The sequence below is a fragment of the Galactobacter sp. genome (assembly GCF_022712295.1).
Classification (GTDB): domain Bacteria; phylum Actinomycetota; class Actinomycetes; order Actinomycetales; family Micrococcaceae; genus Galactobacter.
Window position 1 is genome coordinate 39,613 of record NZ_JALAGT010000005.1, and the last position, 14,006, is coordinate 53,618.

At 67.0% G+C, this 14,006-nt stretch carries 11 protein-coding genes and 1 pseudogene; 2 read left to right on the forward strand and 10 right to left on the reverse strand.

Going from position 1 to position 14,006, the window contains the following annotated elements:
- Nucleotides 1–10: 10 nt before the first annotated feature.
- Genes Q0A15_RS00480 through Q0A15_RS00495 form a run of 4 tightly spaced genes read right to left on the reverse strand, consistent with a single transcriptional unit; the run spans nt 11 to nt 2,262 of the window.
- Nucleotides 11–1,093, reverse strand: a complete 1,083-nt coding sequence (locus Q0A15_RS00480; RefSeq protein ID WP_291277574.1) for a UDP-N-acetylmuramate dehydrogenase — start codon at nt 1,091–1,093, stop codon at nt 11–13.
- On the reverse strand, nt 1,090–1,557 hold the full coding sequence (locus tag Q0A15_RS00485) for a MaoC family dehydratase (protein WP_291277575.1): 468 nt from the start codon (nt 1,555–1,557) through the stop codon (nt 1,090–1,092). The genes Q0A15_RS00480 and Q0A15_RS00485 overlap by 4 nt, the downstream gene beginning before the upstream one ends.
- A 1-nt stretch (nt 1,558) precedes the next feature.
- Nucleotides 1,559–2,005, reverse strand: coding sequence for a MaoC family dehydratase N-terminal domain-containing protein (locus Q0A15_RS00490; protein WP_291277576.1), 447 nt, complete (start codon nt 2,003–2,005; stop codon nt 1,559–1,561).
- On the reverse strand, nt 2,002–2,262 hold the full coding sequence (locus tag Q0A15_RS00495; RefSeq protein ID WP_291277577.1) for a hypothetical protein: 261 nt from the start codon (nt 2,260–2,262) through the stop codon (nt 2,002–2,004). Before Q0A15_RS00495 ends, Q0A15_RS00490 begins: the two co-directional genes overlap by 4 nt.
- 135 nt (nt 2,263–2,397) lie before the next feature.
- Between Q0A15_RS00495 and Q0A15_RS00500 the strand changes: the two genes are divergently transcribed.
- Both Q0A15_RS00500 and Q0A15_RS00505 read left to right on the forward strand, forming a co-directional pair.
- A complete protein-coding gene (locus Q0A15_RS00500; protein ID WP_291277578.1) occupies nt 2,398–5,589 on the forward strand; it encodes an HAD-IA family hydrolase in 3,192 nt (1,063 codons plus the stop codon).
- Between the two features lie 141 nt (nt 5,590–5,730).
- Nucleotides 5,731–8,250: an excinuclease ABC subunit UvrA gene (locus Q0A15_RS00505; protein WP_291277579.1), complete on the forward strand. Its 2,520-nt coding sequence runs from the start codon at nt 5,731–5,733 to the stop codon at nt 8,248–8,250.
- 99 nt (nt 8,251–8,349) lie between these two features.
- Here Q0A15_RS00505 and Q0A15_RS00510 read toward each other — a convergent pair whose 3' ends face one another.
- From Q0A15_RS00510 to Q0A15_RS00535, 6 genes and pseudogenes are all read right to left on the reverse strand, one after another.
- Entirely contained in the window at nt 8,350–9,504 is a 1,155-nt protein-coding gene (locus Q0A15_RS00510) for a hydroxymethylglutaryl-CoA synthase (RefSeq protein WP_291277580.1), read from the reverse strand.
- Nucleotides 9,501–10,547, reverse strand: a complete 1,047-nt coding sequence (locus Q0A15_RS00515; protein WP_291277581.1) for a hydroxymethylglutaryl-CoA reductase — start codon at nt 10,545–10,547, stop codon at nt 9,501–9,503. Before Q0A15_RS00515 ends, Q0A15_RS00510 begins: the two co-directional genes overlap by 4 nt.
- The gene (gene fni, locus Q0A15_RS00520) at nt 10,544–11,641 is read right to left on the reverse strand and encodes a type 2 isopentenyl-diphosphate Delta-isomerase (protein ID WP_291277582.1); all 1,098 of its coding nucleotides are present in this window, start codon (nt 11,639–11,641) and stop codon (nt 10,544–10,546) included. Before fni ends, Q0A15_RS00515 begins: the two co-directional genes overlap by 4 nt.
- Nucleotides 11,638–12,759 (reverse strand): phosphomevalonate kinase, encoded by a 1,122-nt coding sequence (locus tag Q0A15_RS00525; protein ID WP_291277583.1) that lies wholly within the window; start codon nt 12,757–12,759, stop codon nt 11,638–11,640. Before Q0A15_RS00525 ends, fni begins: the two co-directional genes overlap by 4 nt.
- Nucleotides 12,756–13,736: a diphosphomevalonate decarboxylase gene (gene mvaD / locus Q0A15_RS00530; protein WP_291277584.1), complete on the reverse strand. Its 981-nt coding sequence runs from the start codon at nt 13,734–13,736 to the stop codon at nt 12,756–12,758. Before mvaD ends, Q0A15_RS00525 begins: the two co-directional genes overlap by 4 nt.
- Nucleotides 13,733–14,006: pseudogene (locus Q0A15_RS00535) on the reverse strand (hypothetical protein); the annotation flags it as partial. The gene mvaD and the pseudogene Q0A15_RS00535, both read right to left, overlap by 4 nt.

Here is a 14,006-nt window from a genome sequence, read left to right on the forward strand (position 1 = left end):
GCCAGGAATGTCAGAGCGTGCAGCCCACCAGCTGCGGCTCGTGCTCCAGCCTGATCCCCCAGGCCTGCTCCACCCCGTCACGCACGGCACGCGCGATGGCGAGGATGTCCTCGCTGGAGGCCTCACCGCGGTTGGTGACGGCAAGCGCGTGCTTGGTGGACAGTGATGCCCGGCCTCCGGCGATGGCCTGGCCAGGAGTGCCTTCCAGACCGAAGCCCTTGTGGAAGCCAGCGTGGTCGATCAACCACGCTGCGGAGAGCTTGACCCGGTCGGAGGACTCGGGGACCGGGAACCGTGGTGCGTCCTCCGGGAGGGACGCCGCGCTGTCCTTGGTCACGATGGGGTTCGTGAAGAAGGAACCGCAGGATCGAGTGTCCGCGTCTTCCGGGTCAAGCACCATCCCCTTGGAACCGCGCAGGCGCAGCACTGTCTGGCGCACCAGTGCGGCCGGGACGCGATCGCCCAGTTCCACACCGAGTGCGTCGGCCAGCTGTTGGTAGGCCACGGGGCGGCCCTCCTCCGTGGCGAAGAGCTGGAAGGTCACCGCCAGCACCACATAGCGCGGGGCGCCATGGTCGATGCTGCGCTTGATCATGGAGTCGCGGTACTCCAGGCGAAGATCGCCCACTCCGAGTTCCTTGACCTGGTCCGTACCGCGGTCGTACACGGTGACGCGGACCAGGCGCTGCGACACATCCGCGCCGTACGCTCCGACATTCTGGACCGGAGTCGCGCCGGACGAACCCGGGATCCCGGAGAGCGCCTCGAGGCCGGAGAAGCCCTCCATGACGCTCTGCTCCACGAACTCGTCCCAAGGGTGGCCTGCCTCCACCGTGACCAGGCTGGACCCGGACGTGGGATCGACCTCCCCGAAGTCCACTCCCCTGGTCGCGATGCGGACCACGGTGCCGTGGAACCCAGCATCGTCCACCACGAGATTGGAGCCGCCGCCGACGATCAGCAGCGGGGTGTGTTCCGCGTCCGCGGCACGGATGGCGTCCACGACGGCCTCGCGGTCTTCGGCCTCCAGAAGTGTGGTTGCGGGGCCTCCGACGCCCATGGTGGTCAGGGAACTCAGGCGGGTTTCCGTCACGCGGCGGCCCCTGCGGTCCCCAGCGCCACGAGGGCCTGCGCCTTGGTGAGCACCTTCTCGTCGCCGAGGGTGACGGTCAGGTCCACCCGGACGGTACCGGCCTCCGGGTCCACCTTCCCCACCGTGCCGACCACGGCGATCTCTGTGCCCTCGGCGTCAGAGGGGTTGGAACCCTCCGGGTCCGCGACGGGGATCATGGCCGCGAAACGCGTCTGATAGTCCACGATGGCGGTGGGGTCCCCCGCCCAATCGGTCACAGCTTGGACCACGGTGCCCATGGTCAGCATGCCGTGGGCGATGACGCCGGGCAGTCCAACCTCCGTGGCGAAGCGGTCGTTCCAGTGGATGGGGTTCAGGTCCCCCGAGGCACCCGCGTAACGGACCAGGTCCCCGCGGTTGAAGGAGTACGTGGTGGAGAAGAGCTGCTGGCCCTTCTCCAAGGTCGCGATGCTGAGCGTGGTCATATCAGTCCTCTCCTCGGACCATCAGGGTGGAGAGCACGGTGGAGACCGGCTCGCCCGCGGCATCCACGAGCTCCGTGCGAGTGGTGACCATGCCACCGGTGCCGACGGCACGGGCGCGGTCCACGTGTACGGTCGCGGTGATCTCGTCGCCAGCCACGATGGGTCGGTGGTGCGTGAAACGTTCCTCGGCGTGCACAACGCGTGAGAAGTCGATCCCGGAGGCCGGATCGGTGATGTAGGCGGCCTCCGCCTGTTGGGCGATGATCACGGCGAAGGTCGGAGCCGCGACGAGATCCGCGTGCCCGGCCGCATGGGCGGCGTCGATGTCGGTGTGCACGGGGTGGGTTGCACCCACGGCGAGCGCGAACTCCCGAAGCTTCTCCCGTCCCACTTGATAAGGCGCAGCGGGCGGATAGGCACTGCCCTGCAATTCCGTGTTGATGCTCAACGCTTGCTCCCCTTCCGGGTGTCTGATTTCTGTGGGGTCCGGGAACGCAGCGTCTGACGCGCGGCGGAGAAGCGTACAACGTAACCCACCAGGTGGGTCACGATGCCCAGAGCCATCATCCCGACACCGGTGAAGATCACGAACTTGGCGTCCGTTGCGACGCCGATCATCGCGACGACGATCCCCAGTCCCATCAGGGACAACGCCCCGAGCAAGGTCACCTTCGTCGCGGTGGAGGCCGTCTCCCAATCCAACATGCCCCCAGTCTACGGGCAGGCGGATGCTTGACCGGCAGGACTCCCTTTCCTAGGTTTGGTCTTGCCGAATACGGTGCGCGAGCGTCCCCGTGCCGTCTCACTGACTTTTGTGACCCCATTCGTGGGAAGGACACCGTGACCAGCAATTTCCCCCTCCGGCTGCGTGATCTCCGTGCGGTGCTGTTCGACCTCGACGGCGTACTCACCCCCACGGCAGACGTGCACACAGCTGCATGGAAGGCCACTTTCACCGACCTCTTCGCCCATGTGGGGTTGGATTCCGTCTTCACCGACGACGACTACCTGCATCTGGTGGACGGCAAACCGCGCTACGACGGTGTCCGCTCCGTGCTGCTGGACCGCGGTATCGATCTGCCGGAGGGGACCCCTGAGGACACTCCCGGCTTCGGAACCGTCTGTGCGGTGGGAAACCAGAAGAACACGGCCTTCCGTCACATCCTCGATACAGAGGGAGTGGCCCCGTACGAGGGTTCCTTGGCCTTCCTGGATCATGTGGTGGAGTGCGGCCTCGAGGTGGCTGTGGTCTCCTCGTCCCGCAACGCCCGCTCCGTGTTGGCCGCGGCCGAGATCGACCACCGTTTCAGCGTGATCGTCGATGGGATCGTCGCCGCAGAGCAGGGACTGCCAGGCAAACCGGCACCTGACACCTACCTGGCCGGGGCTGAAGAACTCGGCTGGCTTCCCGAGGAATGCATCGTGGTGGAGGATGCCGTCTCCGGCGTTCGGTCCGGCGCGGCAGGCGGCTTCGGACTCGTGGTGGGTGTGGCCCGGGAGGCCTCACCTGCCATCCTCGAGGCGGCAGGAGCCGACGTCGTGGTGAACGACCTCGGCGAACTCGTGATGGACAACCAGAATGCCGACGCCGACCCCTGGTCCCTGTCCACCGCGCGCGCCGAGCGCTCCCCCTCCCCGGAGGACGAGACCGTCTTCGCGACCGGTAACGGCTACCTCGGCGTGAAGTGGCAGGGAGCTGACGGCGGACGTCAGCGCGAGGGCACCTTCATCAACGGACTCTACGAGGCATGGAAGATCACCTACCCAGAGAACTCCTACGGTCAGGCCGAGTCCGGGCAGACCATGATCGCCGCCCCTGACGCGGCCGGTTTCCTCATCTACGTGGACGACGAGGCCCTGGAACTGGGCCGCACCGAGGTCGACTTCACCGACACGCGGATCGACTTCGGCGACGGCACCTTGACCAGTACGACGCAGTGGCGCACCGCCCGCGGTGACCGCGTCAACGTGAAGGTCCGGCAATTGGTCTCCTTCGAGCAACGTCACCTGGCCATGTACGAATACACGGTCCGCCCGCTCGATCGCGCCGCCCACATCCATTTGCGATCCACCTTGGTGGATCCCGGCGCCGCGGATGCGGTGCCGTCCCCCGCGCAGTCCGACGACGCGTCGGCCACTATCGCCGATCCCCGCAAGTCCGAACGCACGGCGGAGCACCCGCTGGTCCCGTCAGGGGCGAATCATGAGGAGGACACCGATGTGCTCTCCTTCCGCGTCCGCAACTCCGGCATGACCGTGGCCGCGGCAGCAGCTCACGACTTCCGCTACCCGTCCGGCGATCATCATCATCCCCGCACCGGTACCCGCAGGGCCGAGGATCGGGTGGATACCTGGGCGGACATCGATCTGGAGCCGGGGCAGAGCATCCGGCTGGTCAAGTACGTCACCTATCACTCCTCCCGGCGTCAATCCGCCCTGGAGATGCGCGAGCGTGCGCTGCGCTCCGTCAAGGGCGCACAACGAATCGGCGTGTCCGATCTCTATCGACAGCAGCGCCGCTGGGCGCAGGGCTTCTGGGAGCGCTCGGACGTCGAGATCCACGGTGTTGACGCCAAGCAGCAGCGTTCCGTGCGTTGGAACTTGTGGCAGTTGGCCCAGGCCTCGGCCCGCGCGGACGGGCTGGGGATCTCCGCCAAGGGGGTCAGCGGCAACGGCTACTCCGGCCACTATTTCTGGGACACGGAGATCTTCGTGGTCCCGTTCCTGACGTACACGAACCCGCAGTGGGCACGCAATGCCCTGCGGGCGCGCGTCAACATGCTGCCCAAGGCCCGCATGAGAGCCCGACAGTTGGCCGAACACGGCGCGTTGTTCCCGTGGCGAACCATCAACGGCGACGAGGCAGGCGCATACTTCCCCGCCGGAACCGCCCAGTACCATATCAACGCGGACATCGCGGCGGCCATGGCCCAGTACATCCGGGTGGCCGACGACCCCGAATTCCTGTCCCACGGCGGGGCGCAGGTCCTGGTGGAGACGGCCCGATTGTGGACCTCACTCGGATTCTGGAGGACCTCCTCCGACGGACGGCACTTCCACATCCACGGCGTCACCGGACCCGACGAATACACGGCGCTGGTCAACGACAACACGTACACCAACGTCATGGCTGCGTTCAATCTGCAGGTCGCTGCCTACGTGGTGCGGAGCATGCAGAAGCGCAGTCCCGCACGCTACACCGAGTTGGCCGAGGCCGTGCAACTGGATTCGGCCGAGCCCGACGCCTGGGCCGCCGCGGCCGAGGGGATGTACGTGGGCTACGACGAGAACCTCGGCATCCACCCGCAGGACGAGTCCTTCCTCGACAAGGAGGTCTGGGACGTTCCAGGGACACCCCAGCGCCGTAGGCCGCTGCTGTTGCACTACCATCCGTTGGTGCTCTACAGGTACCAGGTGCTCAAGCAGGCGGACACGGTCCTCGCCTTGCTGCTGCGCTCCTCACGCTTCACCCTGGAGCAGAAGAAGGCCGACTTCGACTATTACGACCCGCTGACCACCGGAGACTCCACGTTGTCTGCAGCGGTCCAGTCCATCATCGCGGCCGAAGTCGGATACGCGGATCTCGCGCTGGAGTACTTCGAGCACGCACTGCGTGTGGACCTGGACAACCTGCACCGCAATACGTCCGACGGCGTGCATGTGGCCTCCACCGGCGGGGTGTGGGCTGCCTTGGTGAACGGCTTTGCCGGGCTTCGCGACGACGACGGTTCATGGCGCTTCTCCCCACGGCTTCCTGCATCCTGGGAGGGGCTCACGTTCCGGCTGGCCCGGGCAGGGACCAGGGTGCGGTTCCGATTGACCTCCTCCGCGTTGGAGGCGGAAGTGGAGCTGGGGTCACGCCCGGTGACGTTCTTCGTCGGTTCGCAGGCCTATGAGGTGGTGCTGGACGGCGGCCCCGTCACCGTCGCCTTGGCCGATCAGGGTCCGGTGCTGCCGGGCCGCCCATCCTTCTCCCACATGACCCGACTCAAGCGCGAGGACGGCTCCGTCATGGGGCCCACGCTGCCGTGACCGGTGTTGGGACACGCGGATTCACTGCGCTCGGCCGGTTATGCGGTAGCTAGGAACTCAGCGATCGGGAGATATACGTAGCATGGCGGCATGGGATCGCCACGGAATCATCGGAACCGGAAACCTCTGAAGGCTCGCACCGTGCCCACCGAGATCAGAGTTCGCGGTGCCCGGGTCAACAACCTGAGGAATCTCGACGTGGACGTCCCGCTGCAACAGCTGGTGGGCATAGCGGGGGTATCGGGCTCAGGGAAGTCCTCGCTCGCCTTGGGCGTGCTGTACGCGGAGGGTTCACGCCGCTACATCGAGGCGCTCTCCACCTACACGCGGCGTCGCATGGCCCAGGCTCCACGCGCCGCCGTGGACTCCGTGGAGCACGTCCCGGCCGCCCTCGCGCTGCGACAGCGGCCGGGGGTCCCCGGTGTCCGCTCGACGTTCGGCACCTCAACCGAACTCCTCAATGTGCTTCGGCTGATGTTCTCGCGGTTGGGATCCCATGTGTGCCCCAACGGTCACCGTGCACCGCCGTCGCTGGCGGTCGCCGCCGAGACGGCCTTCCCCTGTCCGGTGTGCGGGGAACAGATCGATGCGCCCGGCGCCGAGGCACTGGCCTTCAACGCCGAGGGTGCTTGTCCCACCTGCCAAGGCACCGGCGTGACCCGCACTGTGGACGACGACTCCTTGGTGCCGGATCCGTCCAAGACCTTGGACCAGGGTGCCGTGGTCCCGTGGAACATGTTCGGCTTCAACGTCCAGCCGGACATCGCCCGCGAATTCGGTGTCAGAACTGACGTCCCCTACTCCGACCTCGAGGACTGGGAACGCGAGATCGTGCTCAACGGTCCTGAGGAGAAGAAGCACATCTTCGTCACGTCCAAGAAGGGCGTGCATGATCTGGACTTCACGTTCCGCAATGCCCGGCTCACGGTCTTGGAAGAGTTGAAGAGGGCAACGGACGAAAAGCGCCTGAAGCGTGTGGACCGTTTCCTCACCACAGGAACCTGTCCGGACTGCCACGGCAGCCGGCTCTCCGACACGGCACGCACTCCGCTCATCGGTGCTGACGTGACCCCGGACGGCACAGCCACAGGCGGCATGAACCTCGCAGAGGTCACCGCGCTGAGTCTCGACAGCGTCCTGTCATGGGCGGAGCAGGTTCCGGATGGACTCGATCAGCGCATGCGGGCCCTGGCCCTCGGCCTTGTTGGCACCCTCACCCAGATGGGCCAACGCCTTGTCCAGCTGGGACTCGGCTACCTGACCCTGGACCGCGCGGGTTCCACCCTCTCCACAGGGGAACGCCAACGCACCCAGCTCGCACGGGCCGTTCGCAATGCCACCACCGGCGTGCTCTACGTCCTCGATGAGCCCTCCATCGGCCTGCACCCTGCCAACGTGGACGGTCTTCTCGGGGTCATGGAGGATCTGTTGGAAGACGGAAACTCCGTGGTCTTCGTGGATCACGACGTCCAGGTCCTCGAGGCGGCCGACCATCTCATCGAGATCGGACCTGAATCCGGGCGCGACGGCGGGACGGTGGTGGCTCAGGGAACTCCCGCAGACATCGGCAACGCCCCCGGCTCCAGGCTCTCCGGTTTCCTGACCGGTTCCGAGAACATCGTGGTCAGGAAGCAGGCCCCCGAACCGTTCCAGCACGGCACCATCAGCATCGCGACCGAACCGGTGCACACCGTGCACGAGTTGGATGCCGCCTTCCCGGTAGGCCGGCTCACCGCTGTCACCGGAGTCTCGGGATCGGGCAAGACCACGCTGCTGCTGGATTCCCTGGTACCGGCCATCGCAGCGCATGCGGCGGGGGGCGGGCACACTACGTCGGGCATGATGCCGGGACACGTCGTTGAGCTGGACGCACCCGAGGCAACCCGCGTCCACGTCGTGGACGCGACGCCGATCGGCATCAACGTCCGCTCCACCGTGGCGACGTACTCCAAGGTCATGGACGAACTCCGCAAGGCCTGGGCGGACACAGAGTCGGCCAAGGCGGCCGGCCTGACGGCATCGGACTTCTCCTACAACACGGGTTCCCTGGCCTGCCCGCGCTGCGAAGGGACAGGACGGATCAGTTTGGACGTGCAATTCCTCCCCGACATCGACATCGCCTGTGTCGAGTGCGGAGGCAGCCGCTTCGCGGACAGCGCCAGGGAACACCGCCGCGACGGGATCTCTCTCCCCGATGTGCTGGAGATGACCATCGCTGAAGCCCTGGAGGCCGTCAGAGGCCTTCCCAAGGTCTCCAAGCGGCTGCAGGCCTTCACCGAACTCGGTCTTGGCTACCTGACCCTCGGCGAGGCCACTCCGGAACTCTCGGGAGGCGAGGCCCAGCGCCTGAAACTGGTCAATCAGCTTCACCGCGATCAGCACAACGCCGTCTTCGTCCTGGACGAACCCAGCGTGGGGCTGCATCCCCTGGACGTCCGCACCCTGGTCCATGTCCTGGACCGGCTGACGCAGCGAGGGGCAACCGTGATCGTGGTGGAACACGATCTGGACCTGATCGCCAACGCGGACTGGATCATCGACATGGGACCCGGCGGCGGCGAGGACGGGGGTCGCATCGTCGCGACCGGGACCCCGGACAAGGTGGCAGGGAACCCGACCTCCGTCACCGGCCGCTACCTGCGCCGTCACCTCCAGCGATAAGACCTTCGGGACACAGATTTCCCCCTCCTACCCGAAACGCTGCGCGGGACCCGCGTGGCGCGTTGGGTCGAAGGGGGAAATCTGAAGGGGTGAGAGGGATCAGACTCGCGCGTACTGCCGTGCGCCTTCGACCACACCGGTCAGCCGGAACGGCGCCGCCCCGGACTCGGGCGTCACGGTATCCGCGGAACCCTGAACGCTACCGGCATACACGTCCCGATACTCCGAGAAGGTCAACTGCACACGCGAGTCCAGACCGACCACTGCAGCGTTCACGTCGAGCGCGGCCCGGTAATCGTCCTGAACGGCCAGCGTCAGGAACTCGCCCACGGAACCGGAGCCGTAGGAGAACAGGCCGATCCGCTTCCCGGCCAACTCGCGGTTGTGGTGCAGCAGGGAGATCAGCCCGATCCAAGCCGAGGCCGTGTAGGTGTTGCCGATCTGGCGGTTGTAGATGAAGGACTCCTCGATGAGTTCCTCACCCAAGTCCACACCCAGATGTTCTGCGATCGCCTTGTGGGCCTTGCGCGCCATCTTGGTGTAGGGCTGGTGATGAACGAAGCGGTCGATTTCTGCAACGCCGACTCCGCCCTGGGCCGCGTAATCGTCCCAGGCCGCGACACAAGCGTCCAGGTAGGCGGACACTGAAAGCGCTCCGGCCACCAGAGGCGTGGAGGAGTCGTTGGGGCGCCAGAAGTCGTTGACGTCGATGGTGGCCACACCATTGATCGGTTCCACGACGGCGATGGCCGGGTCGGCGGTGACCAGCATCGCGACGGCCCCGGCGCCCTGCGTGGGTTCGGCCGGGGTATCGATGGCATAGCGGGCCACATCGGAGGCGATCACCAGCACACGTTCCTGCGGGTTACGGGCCACCAACCCCACGGCCGCCTGCAGCGCAGCGGTCCCGGAGTAGCAAGCCTGCTTGAACTCGACCACACGCACACCACGCGGCAGACCCAGCAGACCGTGAGCAAAGACGCCGGCGGATTTGGACTGGTCCACGCCGGACTCGGTGGCGAAGAAGACCGTACGAATGCCCTCGGAGCCGTGGCGATCAAGCACCTGCTTGGCTGCGGCGGCGCCCAGGGTGACGGCGTCCTCGTCCGGGGCCGGGATGCTCATGTGTTCCTGGCCGAGCCCGAACTTGAACTTGTTGGGGTCCACCCCGGTGGCGTTGGCGAGGTCGTCCAGCGCCAGCACGTGGTGCGTGGTGGCGAAGGCGATGTCGTGGATTCCGATGCTGGTGGTCATGCTCGTTTCCGTTCCATGAGCGTGTGGGTGCTCATCAATTCCCCGGGATTGGTTTGTGCCGCGAGCAGGGAGAGTTCCCCGCACAGCACGATGGCGGCCGTCAGCGCGGCCAGTCGGGCGGAGTTGGCGCCGGGTTCGCGGTCCTCGCGGCACCCGATCCGTGTCAGAGCTTCCTCGACGTGCGGCAGATCCTTGCCGTTACCCACGGTGCCCACGATGACGTTGGGCAGGGTGGTGGAGAAGTACAGGCCGTCCTCGCGGGCCTCCGCGTAGGTGGTGCCCTGGGAGCCCTCGACGATGTTGGCGGCATCCTGGCCGGTGGCCAGGTAGATGCCGAGCAGCATATTGGCGAAGTGGGCGTTGGCGCTGCGCAGTGCGCCCGCTGCGATGGACCCAACCAGGTCCTTGCGCACCACGAGGTCCGTGATCTTGGTGGCGGTGGAGCGCAACCGCTCCTGAACGATCGAATGCGGAATCAGGATCTCCGCAATGACGCTGTGGCCGCGGCCGAGCACACCGTTGACGCCGGTGGCCTTCTTGTCCGAGCAGAAGTTCCCGGACACCGACCCGTACTCCAGGGCAAGCCCCCAGGACAGGATGGCTTCCATCAGCCGATCCGCTGCGGCGGTGACCATGTTGTGCCCGGATGCGTCACCGGTGCGCAGCGCGAAGCGAACGAAGAGCAGGTTCCCGACCTGTTCCGGATGCAGCTCGATCAGCTTGGCGAACCGAGATTGTCCGGTCACGACGGAGACGAGTTCGTCGTAGCGCGACTCGATGACGGCCGTGGCGGCCGCCGCGTCGGCCGCGGTGGGTGCCACGAAGAGCACAGAGCGCGTCATGCGCTGGTCAAGGTGGGTGACGCGGATACCGCCCTCGATCATGCGGGAGATCTTGGCGCCACGTCCCACCGACGGCCACAGCGGGGATTCGTAGGTGGCCAGGGGCACCTCGACCTCGCCCTCCGCGGCGTTGCCGCTGATGCGGATCGGTCCCACCCAGCTGGTGGGAATCGGCGTCACCGCCGAATCGTGAACGCTCACTGCGTCTCTCCTGTTCTCTGACCCGCTTCGCTTCTGCGGGCGTAGGTGCGGGGGTCGATTCCTCGCAGCTGCGCAAATTCTCTCAAGTTCCCGCGGATCAGCACATCCGTGGAAGTCAATGCCTGCGGGGTGGATGCCCCGAGTAACGCCAACAGGTCCTTCACCCTGGAGATCCACGTTCTCATATGCCCGACGGCGGCTTCCTCGCCCTCCATGGCCGCGGCGAGCATGGGGCCTGCGGCCCCCGCAGCGGCGGCCCCGAGCGCCAGGGACTTGGCCACGTCGAGGGGCGAGCGAACGCCTCCGGAGGAGAGCACCGTGATGCCTTCGGGTGCGTCAAGCAGGCAGGACGCTGCTGACTGTCCGAAGCCGATCAGGTGCGCGTAGGGGTCCTGGCGACGACCGGCCTCGATCTTGGCGAAGTCCGTGCCGCCGACTCCGGCGACGTCCGCCACCTGAACGCCGAGATCGCGCAGCGTGATGAGGGTGGAGCGGGAGAGCCCGAACCCCACCTCCTTCACGATCACGGGGACCGGGCTGGCGGCCACGGTGGCCTCCACGCCAGTCAGCCAAGAGGAGAACTCGCGTGAACCCTCCGGCATGACGGTCTCCTGCACGGCGTTGAGGTGCAGTTGCAGCGCATCCGCAGCGAGCAGGTCCACCGCGATCTTGGCGTGTTCCGCCGGGCGCCCCGCGCCGAGGTTCGCCATGACGAAACCGTCGGGGTTCTCCTCGCGCAGCACCGTGAAGGTGGAAGCCGTCTCGGGGGCATCAACGGCGATGCCGAGGGAGCCGGAAGCGATGGGTGCGCCGGTCTCGCGTGCGGCCACGGCCAGGGCGCGGTTGATCTCGCGCGCATGGTCGGTTCCACCGGTCATCCCGTTGACGTACACCGGAACGGGCCACGTGAACGGGCCGACCGAGGCGGTCAGATCCACCCGGTCGGCGTCGATGCCGGCCAACGCGTGGTGCAGGAACTCGAGGTCGTCGAAGTCGTTCCGGTGGGGACCGGCGGCCTGCTGCTCGGCGGCAAGGCGGATATGGTCCTCCTTGCGGGGGGCGGCCGCGGAAAGCCCGGGGTGCTCGCTGCTCACTGGTTCACCCCCGAATCCACGCCCGGGCGGGCGCCATGGACATGCAGGTCCAAGGGGCGGATCTCGTTACGGGTCCACACGTCGGTGATGGTGGCAGCGTCCACATGGTTGGGCACCAAGACGATGCCGCAGTCACCACCGCCGGCGCCGGAGGGCTTGGCTGCGGCGCCGACCGACTCCGCGGACTCGCAGAGCAGCCGCAAGGTGTCTGTCTCGATCAGCGTTCCCGAAGCCTTCCCCAGGCGTTGCAGCAGCCGCCGCACCCGACGCAGCGTCTGCAGCTGGGTCTCGGTGTCCCCGGTCTCCAGGGCCTTGGCGAAGCTCTCCACGCTGTCTCGGGAAGCGGCCAGGAATTCTTGGAAGTCAGGGTGAGACGACGGGGACCGGTGCGTCATCCCGTCCACGAGCGCCTCGGTGGAGGCAGGCGAACCCGTCCAGCCCACCAACAGCGCGGCCTCAGCGGGGGCGGGCAGCGCCCGCACGGAGAAGTCGTCCCAGGCCGGCGCCTGCAGGGTCTCGGAGACCAAGTGCTCACTCAGATAGGCGCGCAACGCGAACCGGTCGGGAGCCGTGTAGCGGATCCAGCCACCGTAGGTGGAGGCCGCGATGTCGCCGCCGGAGGACTTGGGAGCCACCTGAATGGCCGTGAGCAGGGAGAGCTTGAAGCGCTCCTCGATGCTCAGTCCGAGCCCATAGAAGGCATCCAGCGCCTGAATGGTCGCCACGACCACGGCGGCCGAGGAACCGAGCCCGAACTTACGACCTGAGGGGTCGTCGAGTTCAGAGGTGATGTGCAGGTCGAAGTACGCCGGCGCCAGGCCGCGCTCTGCGCGCAACCGGTCCACTGTGGACAGCGCGGACATCACGTAGTCATAGGGGTGGTGATCCGCCACGATCTGGGTACCGTCGCGCCGCCACACCAAAGGCAGGTTCCCGTACTCCGGCGAGTGGACCCGGCCGGCCCCCTCGCTGCGGGTCAGCCGAACGGTGAGGAAGCGATCCACGGCCACCAGGACGGCAGGTTCCCCGGGCTCCACCACGGCATACTCGCCCACGATGAAGAGCTTGCCGGGCGCCTTGGTCTCGATGAACGCCGCACGGTCGATGACGCCGCTCATTCGGCGCACTCCACCGCAGCACTGACCAATCGGGCCCCTGGCCCGGGCGCCACCACCGTGGTCGGCCCGATCTCACCTAGCGCGTCGGCCACGGCGTCGGCGTCGCCCGGACGGCATACGGCCACCACGTTCGGCCCGGCGTCCGCTGTGCCGTAAACCTCCACACCGGAGGCGCGCAAGCTTTCGATGGCGTCGAACGCCGCGATGGAGGCGGGGGCCAGGTAGCGGATGGGAGGAACGGACCCGTTGATGTGTGCGTGCATCCGCAGCGCGTTGGACTCGGTCAGCTCCCCCAGCGTCGTGAAGTCGCCGGCCGCGGCGGCGGCCTCTGCCTCCACCAGCGTCTGGGTGGTCGAGGACACCCAGGCATCGTGGAACGGGCTCGTGGCGGCACTTCGACGCATGCCCTCACGCGAGGAAACGGACTTTGATCCGGCGTCCAGGGTCAGCACCACCATGCGCAGGTCCGGAGCGGGAACGGCCTCCGCGTAGGAGGACTGGTCATCCGTCCCGGCTCGCCAGATGGCGAAGCCAGTGCCGTCCGGGATGGAGCGGCAGGCCGAACCCGAGCCTCGGCGGGCCAGACGGGAAAGATCGCGTTCGGAGAGAGCCAATCCGTACTCCGCCGCGGCGGCCACGGCCAACGCGGCAAATCCGGCCGCGGACGACGCCAGACCAGCAGCCGTGGGCACCTCGTTGCTCGACTCGACACGAGCCCTGCTCGTGGAGCCGGCCAAGGTACGCACGTGGTCCAAGAAGGCCACCACGCGCTCGAGCGGCTTGCCTGCAACGGCTTCGCCGCCCAGCAGGAAAACGTCCTCGTCGGCGTCTGGAGTCAGCGTCACCGAGGTTGTGGTCGGGAAGGCATCCAACGTCATGGACAGGCTGCCGGTTTCGGGGAGGATCAGCTCCTCGTCCCGCTTACCCCAATACTTCACCAACGCGATGTTCGGGTGAGCGCGAGCGATCGCTGTCACAGGGCCTCTTCCTGACGAACGGACTGGAGTCCGCCCTGATCAGCCGGGGACTCGAGGGTGGAGGTCCACACCCGTGCCGCACCGGCCGTGGTGAGAGCATGGCTCACCGCAGTAGCGGACTCGCTTGAAGATACCAGCGCAACCACGCAGCCACCGAGTCCTGAGCCCGTGAGCTTGGCCCCATCGGCTCCAGCGGCCAGCGCCGCGGCGGCCAACGTGTCGAGTTCCGGGGTGCTCACCCCCAGTTCGGAAAGCACCTGATGTGCCTGG